Origin of the sequence: Psychrobacter fulvigenes (assembly GCF_904846155.1) — a bacterium.
GTDB lineage: Bacteria > Pseudomonadota > Gammaproteobacteria > Pseudomonadales > Moraxellaceae > Psychrobacter > Psychrobacter fulvigenes.
This window is the reverse complement of sequence record NZ_CAJGZP010000001.1, coordinates 1368761-1383496: the sequence shown is the minus strand read 5'-3', so window position 1 is coordinate 1383496 and position 14736 is coordinate 1368761. Positions and strand designations below refer to the sequence as shown.

The 14736-nt window shown below is 44.0% G+C and carries 10 protein-coding genes and 2 pseudogenes; 8 read left to right on the top strand and 4 right to left on the bottom strand.

The features are described 5' to 3' along the window. Positions 1-106 precede the first annotated feature (106 nt). From JMX03_RS06075 to JMX03_RS06040, 8 genes are all read left to right on the top strand, one after another. Positions 107-1789, top strand: a complete 1683-nt coding sequence (locus JMX03_RS06075) for a hypothetical protein (RefSeq protein WP_201595226.1) — start codon at positions 107-109, stop codon at positions 1787-1789. A gap of 57 nt (positions 1790-1846) precedes the next feature. Continuing rightward, the gene (gene nudC, locus JMX03_RS06070; protein WP_201595224.1) at positions 1847-2842 is read left to right on the top strand and encodes an NAD(+) diphosphatase; all 996 of its coding nucleotides are present in this window, start codon (positions 1847-1849) and stop codon (positions 2840-2842) included. Between the two features lie 68 nt (positions 2843-2910). After that, complete coding sequence (locus JMX03_RS06065; RefSeq protein ID WP_201595222.1) at positions 2911-3741, top strand: RnfABCDGE type electron transport complex subunit B; 831 nt, start codon at positions 2911-2913, stop codon at positions 3739-3741. A gap of 118 nt (positions 3742-3859) precedes the next feature. After that, positions 3860-4555, top strand: coding sequence for an endonuclease III (gene nth / locus JMX03_RS06060; protein ID WP_201574974.1), 696 nt, complete (start codon positions 3860-3862; stop codon positions 4553-4555). Between the two features lie 58 nt (positions 4556-4613). Then, positions 4614-5210 carry a DJ-1/PfpI family protein gene (locus JMX03_RS06055; protein WP_201595220.1) on the top strand — a complete coding sequence of 199 codons (597 nt, stop codon included), beginning with the start codon at positions 4614-4616 and terminating at the stop codon, positions 5208-5210. Positions 5211-5354: 144 nt separating this feature from the next. Next, positions 5355-6521: a methionine adenosyltransferase gene (gene metK, locus JMX03_RS06050; RefSeq protein WP_201574976.1), complete on the top strand. Its 1167-nt coding sequence runs from the start codon at positions 5355-5357 to the stop codon at positions 6519-6521. Positions 6522-6717: 196 nt separating this feature from the next. After that, positions 6718-7014, top strand: coding sequence for a DUF3144 domain-containing protein (locus JMX03_RS06045; RefSeq protein WP_374220368.1), 297 nt, complete (start codon positions 6718-6720; stop codon positions 7012-7014). Positions 7015-7328: 314 nt separating this feature from the next. Then, on the top strand, positions 7329-7679 hold the full coding sequence (locus JMX03_RS06040) for a hypothetical protein (RefSeq protein ID WP_227695394.1): 351 nt from the start codon (positions 7329-7331) through the stop codon (positions 7677-7679). A gap of 102 nt (positions 7680-7781) precedes the next feature. Here the strand turns inward: JMX03_RS06040 and JMX03_RS06035 are convergent. The 4 genes and pseudogenes from JMX03_RS06035 to JMX03_RS06020 all read right to left on the bottom strand — a co-directional run bounded on the left by JMX03_RS06035 (position 7782) and on the right by JMX03_RS06020 (position 14562). Continuing rightward, positions 7782-9436: pseudogene (locus JMX03_RS06035) on the bottom strand (BCCT family transporter). A gap of 247 nt (positions 9437-9683) precedes the next feature. Continuing rightward, positions 9684-11312: a BCCT family transporter gene (locus JMX03_RS06030; protein WP_201595218.1), complete on the bottom strand. Its 1629-nt coding sequence runs from the start codon at positions 11310-11312 to the stop codon at positions 9684-9686. Positions 11313-11484: 172 nt separating this feature from the next. Beyond that, positions 11485-13134 (bottom strand): annotated as a pseudogene (locus JMX03_RS06025) (BCCT family transporter). A gap of 168 nt (positions 13135-13302) precedes the next feature. Further along, positions 13303-14562, bottom strand: coding sequence for a PQQ-dependent sugar dehydrogenase (locus JMX03_RS06020; RefSeq protein WP_201595216.1), 1260 nt, complete (start codon positions 14560-14562; stop codon positions 13303-13305). Positions 14563-14736: the final 174 nt, after the last annotated feature.

Here is a 14736-nt window from a genome sequence, read left to right as displayed (position 1 = left end):
ACGGATTTAATGGATTATGGCTGATAACTTAAATTAACCATGAATTATTAGTCATTTTCATCTATCATCAGAATATGAATTTATCAGCATTTTGTGGAAAACAACTATGAGCCAAGCTGAAAAAACCACTGCAAGCACGCCTGCCCTTAGTATCACTAACTTTAACTTACCATCATTGCATCTGCTCTATGATGAAATCATTGTCATTCTTAAAGACAGTGAAACTCACTTAAGCGAGTTCAATGATGATACTGCACAGGCACCTTTACTACTAGACTCCATTGATGTATTGACGCAGCTGTCCCGTATTTTTGAGCTGATCGGGTTAAAGGGTGGACAGATATTAAGCACAGCGATCGCCTTTGGCTTTCAGAAGCTATTCGATAATGGCAATAATAATGATACGGCGCTGATTATGGATCTATCAGAAGCCATTATGACGCTTGATCGCTACGTTGAATTTGTTTTGTTAAAAGAGACGGTAGAGCCAACGTTATTACTACCGATCATTAATAAGCTGCATGTCCATAGTGAGCAGGATACTATCGATGCCAGCTATTTTTCTAATTTTGGTAGCAGTAGTGTCGTCATCGCCAACCCTGAACAGAACTATCAGCCGCTAAGTGAGCTCAATCTCGATATCGAGCTATTAACGAGTGCTTATCGTAGTGGTCTGGGTGTGGCGCTCACAAAAAACAACAGCCTATTAACCCCAGATGCACAGCAAAAACTGGATGCCATGAGTGCAGCCTGTGCTTTGATCGCAGCGCATACCAGCAGTTTATTTTGGCAAGCGGCAACGGCGGCAGTCACTGATCTAAAAGACATACTACCGCTGAAAATGAGCCAGAAACATACCCTTATCTATCTAGAACAGCAGTTTCAAAACTATCTGCCCGTCATGGATAGGCGTTTTGCTGATTTAGTCAGCTTTGCTTGCCGGCGTGATAATGAACAGGCACAAAAACTGCGTGAGCAATACGCTATCAATCAGCTAGAGTCGCCGCAGCGCAAGCAAATGGAACGCTTTTTGTTTGGGCCTAATCGCGCCATTACCGACACACTGAATCATATCATTCAAAATCAAATCAATAGCATTAAAGAAAAAGCCGAAAGCTATGGACGTGGCGATACCTCTGACGCACTTGTCCTACAAGTGTCTTCGATAACAGAAAGTTTAACTGAACTAAGCTCGGCCATGCAGTTACTGGGTTTAGATGATGCCGCAAGTGCGCTTGAGTCTGCTGCTGCAAAAGTAGCAAAATGGCAGACACCGACCTCAGAGGATTTTGATCACCTACTCTTATCTCTGATGCTTGCAGAAAACGCCTCGACGGCGATGGCAAGAAGACATACCCCAGGTATGACGCACCTGCCTATGAATAACCAACATATCTCATTACATCAGCTAGATACAGCTTATGATACCTTGGTTAAAGAGAGTCGCTTGACGATATCCAGTATCGTGCAAGCTATCACTGATTATTTAGCCGATCCCAACCGCGACATAGTCAAAATTCAAAACACTCCTGAAATGCTCCGCCAAGTGGCAGGCGCGGTCAGGTTTTTGCAGATTCCTGCCGCTGCCAACTTGTTTGGCCAGCTTTCTGTTTATATAGAAGAGCGCTTGGCAGATGGCTCTGTTATCGATGAGCAAACACTGGCACGTATCGCTGACGTCATAATGGCGGTAGATTATCGCTTGGAGGGTTTTGAAAACAATCGCCCTATTAGCAAGCAGTCTCTTGATATTGCATTGGATAGTTTAAACCAGCTGCTGACTGCTTAAATACCCTCAGCATGTATCGCTTTTATGCACGCTCACTCATAGTTTGGATAGTTGACGATGACCACCGCTTTTGTACTTGATAACGAGACCATACTGTGTCGACATACAGTGGCAGGTTGGTGGCCATTACAAGTGATGCTCCCAAACACTGAAGACCTTGCATTACAAAACGATGCTGTAATGAGTGATGCGACGGATGCTGATGCCTATCAAGTAGGACGTGTGGAGCTTATAGAAAGCTTAGCACCCAGCCACTGGGAAGAAGCACTCAAACATACTGAGACTAAAGACTTTCGCGCGACCAGTGCCATTACGTCTCATTATGCAGAAGTGCACGGTATTGCTATTCCAGACTTGAGTACAGCTTCTGATACGCTCCTCTTCACACCTGAAACAGAAGGCGCTGTTGATAATTCTCAGCCTAGTGACACTGTCGACTTTATTTCTTATCGGCAGCTGATTACGCAACTACCTGCTGCGCTTGCCGCGCAGTTGAGCCAAGCTATTCAACTCTTACGCTGGCAGGCAGATACGCAGTTTTGTAGTCGTTGTAGCGCGCCAGTCCATGCGGATAAATCTGGTGAGCGTGCCATGGTTTGTCAAGTCTGCCGCTTACGTCAATATCCACGTGTGCAGCCTTGTATCATCACTGCTATTACTCGCCCAAATCCTAAGACTGGAGAGATGCAAATACTATTGGCCCACCATCATCGCTATGGCAAGCCAAGCTCGGAGCTACAGTACGGTCTCATTGCAGGGTTTGTAGAGGTAGGTGAAAGCTTGGAGCATGCGGTCGTACGTGAAGTCGCTGAAGAAGTGGCCATCAGCTTAACGGACATACGCTATGTGAGCAGTCAGCCGTGGCCTTTTCCTTCTAATTTGATGTTGGGCTTTCGCGCGTCGTATGCCAGCGGCGAGATTGCCATACAACAAAAAGAGCTGTCGCATGCTGATTTTTTTGATCTCTCAAATCTGCCTAAGATACCTTTTAAAGGCAGTATCGCTTATGAACTAATCGCGCAGATTATGCATGAGCAAGGGATGTCACTTTAGATAAGTTATAATTGAATACCCACGTATAAACCCTATTATTTATCGCCAGTTTTAAGGCCGTTATTTACATGCCCAGTAATATTGACACACGCTTAGCAGACCTACCTATTTTATTTGATACATTGACCTTAGCTTCTTTGCCGTCTGATATTCAGCAGCAGATTGCAGCCATTGACGCCTGTCTACCGCAGACTCAATGTGGACTTTGTGAGCACCCAGATGGCTGCTTGCCTTATGCTACTGCGATCGTGGTAGAGGGTGAGCCGTATAATAAATGTGTGCCAGGTGGACAGCCTGTTACAGACGCTATTCGTCGAATACTTAACATTGATAGTAAAGAGCCACTAACGGCTGCCGCTTCACAATGGCCAATAGATCCTAGCACTGAGCGCCCAACCGAGGTTCGCGCCGTCATTCGTGAAGATGACTGCATCGGTTGTACCAAATGCATTCCTGCCTGCCCAGTGGATGCTATCATCGGTACTGGCAAGCATATGCATACGATTTTTACCGATTTATGTACTGGCTGCGAGTTATGTATAGCGCCCTGCCCTGTTGACTGTATTGATTTGATACCCATTGAGCGTGAGCTCACTGAAAGTGTACGTATTCAAGAACAGGATAATTTGCGTCAGCGTTATCATACTCATCTAAACCGCGTGACTCTGCAGCTTGCAGATAGCAGTAATACCAAGCCTGTTGTTAGTATGGTTGAAGCCAAACTCAATAACGCCGCCAGCCAAACGTTAGATATCAGTGAGCAGCAAGCCAAAGACACCATTGCCGCCGCCAAACTGAGAAGCAAAATTAAAAAGCTCGAAAAACAGCTGAGTGTGCGTGAGAATAGCAATAAGCGCCTAGAGCTGGCAGAGCTACAAGCACAACTTGCAAAACTATAACTCTAAAGGCTTCGTTAAAGCAAAAGACGTTTAACGTTATTTCAGCGCATCAATACAATGCTTAAAGATTTTAAGCCACCGCTTTTAAATATTACTGTTAAAAGATAATCAAAATACCATGAGTAAAACTGTCAAACACAAGACTGCAGAGACACCGCCATCAAGACGATTGCCCAATCGTAATGTTCGGCCGTTTTTTGAAAAGCTGGCTGCCACTATTGATGAGCCAGTAACCGAACTAAACTACAGTAGTGACTTTGAACTACTTATCGCCGTCATTTTGTCTGCACAAGCGACTGATGTGAGCGTCAATATTGCCACCCAACAATTATATCCAGTGGCAAATACACCAGAGGCAATCTTGGCTCTGGGTGAAGAAGGGCTGAAGTCTTATATAAAAAACATCGGCCTATATAACTCTAAAGCCAAAAATGTCATAAAAACTTGTCGCGACTTGATTGAAAAATTCGACAGTCAAGTTCCCGATAACCGTAAAGATTTGGAGTCGTTGGCAGGCGTTGGCCGCAAAACCGCTAATGTGGTATTAAATACTGCTTTTGGACAGCCGACCATGGCCGTCGATACCCATATCTTTCGAGTTGGTAATCGCACAGGTCTGGCTACTGGCAAAACCGTGTTGATGGTCGAAAAAAAACTGGTCGAGCGTATCCCAGAAGACTTAATCGTTGATGCCCATCATTATCTTATTCTGCATGGGCGCTATACCTGCCAAGCACGTACACCAAAATGCGGTGCCTGTCCTGTCTTTGAGGAATGTATGTTTAAGGATAAAGCCAAGTTTTTAGAGATATAAAGATTCTTTATTATTGTTAGCATTGCCTTTTATAGCCATTTCAACTTAAGGAAGATTGATGCAAACACTCACTGCCTTAGTATTTGATAATTTTGAAACGCTAGACCTATTTGGACCGATCGAGATGTTCGGTAGCCTGCCTGAGCATTTTCGTATCCAATTTGCCTCTATGACAGGTGGTATTATTTATAACCATCATGGGATTGCTCTGCATACTATCGCGGTAACAGAGTTAGAGCATCAGACTGATATCTTATTGATTGTTGGTGGCAAAGGTACTCGCCAAGTAATCGAGAACCGCCAGTTTTTACAGACCCTAACCACGCTTGCTAACAATGCTGACTGGGTGCTCAGCGTCTGTACTGGCAGTGCGTTATTAGCAAAGGCTAATCTCTTAGATGACAAGCGTGCAACTTCTAATAAGCTTGCTTGGCAATGGGTTATTGAGCAATCAAATAAAGTTCATTGGGTACACCAAGCACGCTGGGTAGTAGACGGTAAGTTTTACACCTCCTCAGGCGTCAGTGCTGGAATGGATATGGCGCTTGGTTTTATTGCCGATAGACATGATATTGATACCGCGCGGCAGATTGCTAGCTATACAGAATACCGCTGGCAAGAGGACAGCCAGCTTGATGATTTCTATAATTGTTAGCAGCAATGCCTAACACTAGAGTTTTAACCCGATTCACGGTAAAATGTGCTAATTTTTTGATTCACTTTTGCCTCTTATTTTCCGTTAACATTCAATTATGACTGGTCTTACTAATGACAGTCCTTGCTATTAAGCGATCCCATTATGCGTGAATACAACTTATTTACTTCAGAATCCGTGAGTGAAGGCCATCCTGATAAAATGGCTGACCAAATCTCCGATGCTATCCTCGATGCCATTTTACGTGAAGACCTGCAAGCACGTGTTGCCTGCGAGACTTTAGTAAAAACAGGTGCCGTAATATTAGCAGGCGAAGTGACGACTACTGCCAACATCGATGTTGAACGTATTGTGCGTGATACGGTCAATGGCATTGGCTATCACCACTCAGACCTTGGCTTTGACGGTGAGACCTGCGCCGTTATCAACATGCTGGGCAAGCAATCTCCTGAAATCGCGCAAGGTGTTGATCGCAGTAGTCCAGAAGAGCAAGGCGCTGGCGACCAAGGGTTGATGTTTGGCTATGCCAGTAATGAAACAGATGTCTTGATGCCTGCGCCAATCGAGTTTGCGCATCGTCTGATGGAACGTCAATCTGAGCTGCGCCGTGCTGGTGACCTGCCTTGGTTACGTCCAGATGCCAAAGCACAAGTCACTCTAAGATATGATGGTGATATTCCAGCTGCTATTGACGCTGTGGTTCTCTCCACTCAGCACGACCCAAGCATTTCACAAAAAGACTTACAAGAAGCGGTGATGGAAAATATCATCAAGCAAGTATTGCCTGCTGATCTATTGCATGCTGGTACCCGCTATCACATCAACCCAACTGGCAAATTCGTCATTGGCGGTCCAGTCGGAGATGCAGGGCTCACTGGTCGCAAGATCATCGTTGATACTTATGGTGGCATGGCTCGTCATGGCGGCGGTGCATTCAGTGGCAAAGATCCTTCAAAAGTTGATCGTAGTGCGGCTTATGCCGTACGTTATGTTGCCAAAAACATCGTCGCTGCAGGCTTAGCAGACCGCTGTGAAGTACAAGTTAGCTATGCTATTGGGGTTGCTGAACCTACCTCAATCTCTGTTAATACCTTTGGCACCAGCAAGATCAGCTCTGAGGAAATCATTCGCTTGATTCGTACGCATTTTGATCTGCGCCCTTATGGCATTACACAAATGCTGAACTTGCTACAGCCAATGTACCAAAAAACAGCCACGTTCGGACACTTTGGTCGTGTTGGCTCAGACATCGCCTTCACTTGGGAAAAAACAGACAAAGCCGAAATCTTAAAAGCAGATGCTGGCCTATAAATCTTAAATTCTACAACTGGCTTCTACCACTGATTCAACTCTGTCTCATCCGCTATGATAGGGTTGTTCAGGAGATAATAGCCTGATTGCTCATACTTACTCGTTTATCTAAACTTTACAGGAGTAGCTAATGTCACAAGATACGACTCAAGACCAAGATAATGGTGTTGACGCTAACATCGAAATCACCCCAGAAATGCAGGCGTTTTACCAGCGCGCCGATGCCATCATCGGTGTGGCAAACAGTCAATTAGGCCCTGATGCTCATTCAGGCCAAGTAGGCGCTTCTTTATTATATGCTGCCGCCCGTTACAGTGCCTCAGTCGCATCTATTGGCTTTGTAAAAGGTGATGATTTTGCTAAAGAAAAAGATGACATCGTAGAGTTTTATGTCAAACAGTACCGTCAGATGCTAAGCGACAACCTAACTGACTATGCACAAAACTTTGATAAATATGTACAGCTCAATAAAGACGACAAAGCTGCTGACTAAAGTTTTGGAGCATTAAAGTACTCAAAACCCAAGCTTAATACTAAGCTTGGGTTTTTTATTAGGCCTGGTTTTTTATCAAAAGCATATGGGCTAGATGACTACCAAAAAATAGTCTAAGATAAAATGATGCAGCAATTATCAGATACTTTTGATTTTATGCTGATATATACCATTCCAAAGAACTATAACCATAAGCAGACGAGCGCAAGTACTCCTTCTCGTAGACTTAATGAGTTTGGCATAGTCAAACGTAGTTTTGGGATTGGTATGATAATAACAGGAGGTTATTACACTCACTTATAAGGATTTTCATCATGATAAAAAATTCATGTAAATCTTGGCTATCGTTACTAGGATTATCCGTAGCGATGACATTAGTAGGCTGTAGTAATATACCGAGTGTCGCCGAGCCTGATGCCACTTCGAATCATATACCGCCTATCAACCAACCAGCACCCATTGACAATCTGTTTACTAAGTGCCCGCCTCACAACCCAGAGCAAAACATGTGTACTATGCAATATGACCCTGTTTGCGTTACCACCAAAGTTGGCTCGGTAGTCAGTTATCGAACGGCGGGCAACGCCTGTTCAGCCTGTGGCACAGCTGCCGCGATTGGTTATGTAAAAGGAGAATGCATCCAACCTAACGCGACATTAGAATAACTTACAGATAAGCCATTTACAAAAAATCCCAGTTTAAAATAAACTGGGATTTTTACTTATTACATTTTCAGTGCCGTATTATCGTAGGTAAGTCAAAAACAATTACTCACCTGTTTCTTTGACTGCTGGCGGACCTTTCAGTAAATCTTCATCAGGGAACTCATTTGCTGAATTGTGCTCTGCTGACTCCTCAGTGATAAACCACTGCTGCTGACGATAGAGAATTAGATGATCGCGACTCAAACCGCGTAATAATGAATACATCATCACCAATATCACCACTGCAAATGGCAGACCTGATACGATAGAAGCTGCTTGCAACGCCCCTAAGCCACCAGCCGCCAATAGCACTGCCGCGATGACGCCCTCAGTCCCTGCCCAAAACAAGCGCTGAACTTTTGGAGGATCGGTATCACCGCCTGAGGTCAGCATATCAATCACAAAGCTGGCAGAGTCCGATGAAGTCACAAACCACAGCACAATCATGATAACAATGAGTAGGTTAAATACTGATGTTAACGGGTAAGATTCCATTAGTTTGAAGATGGCACTGCCAGTATCTGCTCTAACAGCCTCGACAAGACCAGGGCTTGCTATGTCAGGATTGACTGCAGCCATCAGCTCCATATGTACCGCAGAACCACCGAAAGCGGTGAACCACAAGAACAATATCGCCACAGGGATTAATAACACGCCCAATGTGAACTCACGAATGGTACGACCACGAGAGATACGAGCCACGAATACACCAACGAACGGCGACCAACTAATCCACCATGCCCAATAGAAAATCGTCCACGAAGACTGCCAGTTTTCTTGACCTTCATAAGACTCCGTCCAGAAACCTAGTGGAATGACTTGGTGTAAATAATTACCGATATTTTCAATAAAACTATTAAAAATAAACTGCGTAGGCCCCAAGAGGATAACGAAACTCAATAGTATAATAGTCAAAAAGATATTGATATCGCTTAAGCGCTTAATACCTTTATCCAGCCCTAAGAACAGTGACATCCCTGCAAGTACCGTAATAACGGCAATTAAGATGATTTGTACACTGATGTTGTTAGGAATACCAAATAAGCTCTCAAGGCCAGAGTTAATCTGCAAAACTCCAAGACCCAAGGTGGTCACTACCCCAAACATCGTACCGAATACCGCTAAGGTATCAACCGTATGTCCCCAGCCACCATAGATTTTTTTGCCCAGTATTGGATATAGCGTTGAGCGGATGGCCAATGGCAAACCGCGGCGATAATGAAAATAAGCCAACGCTAACGCAACCATGCCGTAGAGCGCCCACACATGAACACCATAATGCAAAAACGAGATATTCATCGCAAGCTTAGCAGAGGCGACCGTTTCCCCTTCACCTAGAGGCGGTGCCATATAGTGATATAGCGGCTCAGCCGTACCCCAGTATAAGAGTCCGATACCGATACCCGCTGAGAACAGCATACCAATCCAAGAGATGAGCTTATTTTCAGGTTTCTCATTCTGATGACCCAGCCGAATATCGCCATATCGACTAAATATCATATAGATACTCATCAATACAGTGGCATTAATCACCACAATAAAGAACCAACCAAAACGCAAAGAGACAAATGCTTTTGCTTGATTAAATACTATTTCTGCTTGTTGGTTAAAGAATGCACCAAAATAATAAACAGGGTAATTAAGATTACCGAGGTTAAAAATACAGGTTTACTCACTCGCGGAAAAGGTCCTACTCTGCCAACTTTTACATGGTCCATAGATCTTTCCAAATTTAAAAGAGCGTAACCATAACAAGATGTTGATGAATTATCAAATATAACCCTAGTATGATGGGGAGTTTTTGTATGAACAAATTCTGCAAGCTTTTTAGCTGTCTTATCTTCTTGATATGATGTTTTCTGCATGTGTACAATCACTCTTATAAAAAAACCCCAATCTACAATGAGACTGGGGTTTTGTTTTATATTAAGATATTCACATTACATTTAGGCTTAGTACCGTGCTTTAGTCACCTTTAGCAACCTCAGGTGGTCCTTCAAGCAACTCCTCATCGACGAATTCGTTGGCCGTATTGTGCTCAACTGATTCATCAGTGATAAAGCGCTGCTCTGCACGATAGAGTATCAACTCATCGCGGCTAAACCCTCGCAGCATCGCATACAACATGATGAAGAGCACAATCGCGAAAGGAAATCCAGCGACAATGGCTGCTGCTTGTAGCGCACCTAAGCCACCCGCCGCCAATAAAATCGCCGCCACAAGACCTTGCATAATCGCCCAAAACAAACGCTGAATCTTAGGCGGATTGGTTTCACCACCAGAGGTCAGCATGTCAATGACAAAGCTGGCTGAGTCCGATGAGGTGACAAACCATAATACAATCATGATAACAATCAGCATGGTAGTCGCTTTGGTCAATGGATAAAACTCCATCAACTTAAAGATAGCACTACCATAATCGTTTTGTACGACTTCAATAAATCCAGGATTGCCGATCAACTCCATGTTTACTGCCACACCACCAAAGGTTGTGAACCAGAAGAACAAGATAATCATAGGAATGAATAGCACGCCCAATAAGAACTCACGAATCGTACGACCACGAGAGATACGAGCGATAAACACCCCTACAAATGGCGACCAGCTGATCCACCATGCCCAGTAGAATATCGTCCATGAAGACTGCCAATCACCTTTACTATAAGCTTCACTCCAAAAGCCTAACTGCACAAGGTTTTGTAAATAGTTACCAGTATTTTCGACCAAGCTATCCATAATGTACTGAGTAGGACCCATGATAAAGGCAAATCCTAACAATACAAATGTCAAAATGATGTTGGTATCACTGAGACGTTTGATGCCTTTATCCAAACCCATTAATAATGAGCCACAAGCCAGCATCGTAATCAATGCGATCAAAATAACCTGCATGGTCACATTATTAGGCAGGCCAAACAGGCCCTCTAGTCCAGAGTTGATCTGTAATACTCCAAAACCTAACGTCGTTACCACACCGAACATGGTACCAAATACTGCGAGCGTATCGACGGTATGGCCCCACTTGCCATAGATCTTCTGACCCAATATCGGATATAAGCTAGAACGAATCGACAGCGGCAGTCCGCGGCGGAAATGAAAATAGGCCAATGATAACGCTACGACAGCATATATCGCCCAAGCGTGTATACCATAATGTAAAAATGAGATATTCATCGCTTGTTTGGCAGCTTCTACCGTCTCTGCATCACCCAGTGGCGGTGCCATAAAGTGATAGACAGGCTCAGCAGTACCCCAGTACATGATACCAATACCGATACCAGCTGAGAATAGCATGCCAATCCAAGATGGCAGACTGTACTGCGGTGTCTCGGTTTGGTGACCTAAACGGATATCACCGTATTTACTAAAGATTAAATACAAACAGAGAAACACGGCAACGTTCATCAAAATGACAAACATCCAACCAAATCGTTGGGTAATAAAACTCTGCGCACTCGTAAATATAGTATCTGCCAGTTCTTGAAATAGGGCACCAAAAATAATAAACCCTACAATCAATACCGCTGAGGCAATAAACACAGGTTTATTCACTCGTGGAAAAGGCCCTAAACGACCTATTTTGAGTTCACTCATATTACTTATCCAATATTTTAGAGTTAACAACCTTAACAAGATGTTACCCAATTATCAAACATAACGCCCATATTTGTTATTTTTGATACAAAAAAATAGCCCTGAAATATCAGAGCTATTGTTTGAAGCTATCTCTTGAAACTGTCATTGACACCCAGTCTCAAATCAAAAATTAATCGCCATCCACAATCTTGGGTGGACCTTTTAGCAAGTGCTCATCGACGAATTCATCAGCCGAGTTGTGCTCTGCCGACTCATCAGTAATGAAGCGCAGCTGATTACGATATAAAATGAGACGATCGCGACTAAGACCACGCAGTAATGCATACATCATGACAAAAACCACAATAGCAAACGGTAGCCCAGCAACAATCGCTGCGGCTTGTAGAGCGCCCAAACCACCTGCGGCTAACAATATGGCAGCTATCAGACCTTGCATGATCGCCCAAAACAGACGTTGGATTTTTGGTGGATTGGTATCACCACCAGCGGTCAGCATATCGATAACAAAACTGGCCGAGTCAGACGAGGTCACAAACCAAAGTACAATCATGATAACGATCAAAAACGTAATAGGCTTGGTGAGTGGGTAGTATTCGACCAACTTAAAGATGGCACTACCTGTATCTGCTTGTACCGCTTCAACCAATCCTGGGCTAACCAGTTCAGGATTAATGGCTGCCAGCAACTCCATATGAATGGCCACGCCGCCAAAAGTCGTAAACCAGAAAAACAAAATGGTCATTGGTATTAACAATACACCTAATACAAACTCACGAATGGTACGGCCACGGCTAATACGAGCGATAAATACCCCGACGAATGGTGCCCAACTAACCCACCATGCCCAGTAGAAAATCGTCCATGCGCCCTGCCAATCGGTATTGCTATAAGCCTCACCCCAAAAACCCAATGGAACGACCGCTGTCAGATAGTTACCGATGTTTTCAATGAAACTATCAAAAATGAAGAGTGTCGGACCTAAAATCACCATAAATGCCAACAGCACACCGGTGAAAGCCATATTAATATCGCTTAAACGCTTGATACCTTTATCAAGACCTAACATCAGCGAGCCACAAGCCAATGCCGTCACAAAAGCAATGATGATGAACTGCATAATGATGGTGTTTGGTATGCCAAATAGCTCTTCAAGACCAGAGTTAATCTGCATCACGCCAAGACCCAAGGAAGTCACGACACCGAACATAGTACCGAATACTGCTAAGATATCGACGGTATGTCCCCAACGACCATAAATCCTTTGACCCAAGATAGGATATAGCGTTGAGCGAATCGATAACGGCAGTCCGCGGCGAAAATGAAAATAAGCTAGAGACAAAGCAACGATGGTATAAATAGCCCAAGCATGTAAACCCCAGTGTAAAAACGAGAGGTTCATCGCCTGCTTGGCAGCTTCTACCGTTTCTGGCTCACCAAGTGGCGGTGCCATAAAGTGATATAGCGGCTCTGCTGTTCCCCAGTACGCTAGCCCAATACCGATACCCGCTGAAAACAGCATCGCAATCCACGAGAATAAGGGGTATTACGGCTCTTCTGTTTGTCTGCCCAAACGAATATCACCGTAGCGGCTCGCTGCTAGGTAAATACAAAACACCAGCGCCACGTTCATCAAAATAATGAATAGCCAACCGAAGTTTGTGGTAATAAAGCTCTGTAAAAAACTAAACGGGGCGCCAGCGGTCTCAGTGAAGAACGCACCAGATATAATGAAGCCGACGATTAAAATACCTGATGTAATAAAGACAGGTTTATTCACCCTTGGAAATGGGCCTAATCTTTCAACTTTTACATGATCCATTTATTCATTAGCCTTAATTTTTTTAGGAGTGCCACCATAACAAATTAACTGTTTATTATCAATAAATTACAATCCTTAACTTACTAGAAATAACAGCTGCACTCTCATGGTTCTGCTATATATCTCTTAAAAAACACAGCTTTCCTTGTGCTGCTAAACACCTCCTAACTATTTGGGCAGTAAGCGTAACAACTGAGCATTATCGCCATCTTCTACCAACCACACCTCACCATCCACAGCCAATACGCTACGGATACGCTCTCCCATATCATAACGGTAACGCTCAGAAGCCTCATTGTTTTCGTCCATATCAACCACTATCAGCGCCTTTGATGACAATCCACTGATCAGAGCACTTCCCTCCCATGCTGGAAAGTCATTGTGCTGACCCGATGAGTATATGCTCATCGATGACGGTGATATTACTGGTGTCCAAGTGATCTTAGGCGCTTCAAATTCAGGACGTGTGTCATGATCAGGTATATCAATGCCAGAATAATTACGACCATTTGATACTATCGGCCAACCATAGTTTTTGCCTTTTTCGATCAAATTAAACTCATCGCCGCCTCTTGGTCCCATCTCATGTGCCCAAAGCCTGCCCGCATCATCAAACGTCATGCCTAGCACATTGCGATGTCCTGTCGTCCAAAACTGGCTAGAGATATCATTAGAGCTGGTAGCATGACTAACAAATGGATTGTCTGTTGGCACAGAACCATCAAGGTTTAATCGTATTATTTTCCCCAAGTTCACACTCATATCCTGTGCAGGATCTTGTTTTTGTCTGTCACCTGAGCTGATATACAAGTACTGACCATCAGGTGAAAAAAGCAAGCGATGACTATAATGCCCTTGTCCTTTAAGCTTCGGGATCTGCTGCCAGATCGGAGTAATCTGCTGTAGGCTTGGCGCGGTGTCTAAGTCTACAAGCTTAGCTTTAATGACTTTGGCGCCATATTTATTACTGTCCTTTCCTACGCCTGCTTCGACATAGCTAAGATAGACCATCATGCTATCTGCAAAATCTGGCGCAAGTACAATATCCCCTAAGCCGCCCTGTCCACCGTAAGCCACGTTAGATACGCCGCTCACGGCTGCCTTCTCTCCTGTAGCGGTATCGACGATAAACAATTCACCTGTTTTTTGCGTCACCAATACTTTTGGTGATTCATTATCTGTTTTGGGTAACGCTGTCATTGCCCATGGCTCATCAAAACTGGCGACAGGCGTCGTCGTAAACTCAGGCTTGGCAGCACTGGCTTGTGTACTGGCAGGTTGTGTATCGGTGGCAGCATTGCCTGATGCTTCTGATTGTACAGCGGCCTTCTCAGCATTGGTCGTTGATGGGTTAGAGCAAGCCGAAGCACTAAACAGTAATGCTACGATGGTCAAAGGCACTTTCAAATGCGTAATTGTCGTTGTCATAATATCCATCCTTTCAGTTTGCTTTTATATCACTTCTAATGATATCTACTCCCAATATAGCAAGCATCGCTCAGGCTCTGGTACAGATTATGTTTTTCTATAGCCGATGTCTTAAAAAAGAAAAAACCCCTTACTTGCCCATGCAAGTAAGGGGTTGGTTACTTCTGAACTGAC

Bases quoted from the DNA above. Each gene is read 5' to 3' on its own strand.
- JMX03_RS06075 (WP_201595226.1), top strand. From the start codon at position 107: ATGAGCCAAGCTGAAAAAACCACTGCAAGCACGCCTGCCCTTAGTATC.
- nudC (WP_201595224.1), top strand. From the start codon at position 1,847: ATGACCACCGCTTTTGTACTTGATAACGAGACCATACTGTGTCGACAT.
- JMX03_RS06065 (WP_201595222.1), top strand. From the start codon at position 2,911: ATGCCCAGTAATATTGACACACGCTTAGCAGACCTACCTATTTTATTT.
- nth (WP_201574974.1), top strand. From the start codon at position 3,860: ATGAGTAAAACTGTCAAACACAAGACTGCAGAGACACCGCCATCAAGA.
- JMX03_RS06055 (WP_201595220.1), top strand. From the start codon at position 4,614: ATGCAAACACTCACTGCCTTAGTATTTGATAATTTTGAAACGCTAGAC.
- metK (WP_201574976.1), top strand. From the start codon at position 5,355: ATGCGTGAATACAACTTATTTACTTCAGAATCCGTGAGTGAAGGCCAT.
- JMX03_RS06045 (WP_374220368.1), top strand. From the start codon at position 6,718: ATGCAGGCGTTTTACCAGCGCGCCGATGCCATCATCGGTGTGGCAAAC.
- JMX03_RS06040 (WP_227695394.1), top strand. From the start codon at position 7,329: ATGATAAAAAATTCATGTAAATCTTGGCTATCGTTACTAGGATTATCC.
- JMX03_RS06030 (WP_201595218.1), bottom strand. From the start codon at position 11,312: ATGAGTGAACTCAAAATAGGTCGTTTAGGGCCTTTTCCACGAGTGAAT.
- JMX03_RS06020 (WP_201595216.1), bottom strand. From the start codon at position 14,562: ATGACAACGACAATTACGCATTTGAAAGTGCCTTTGACCATCGTAGCA.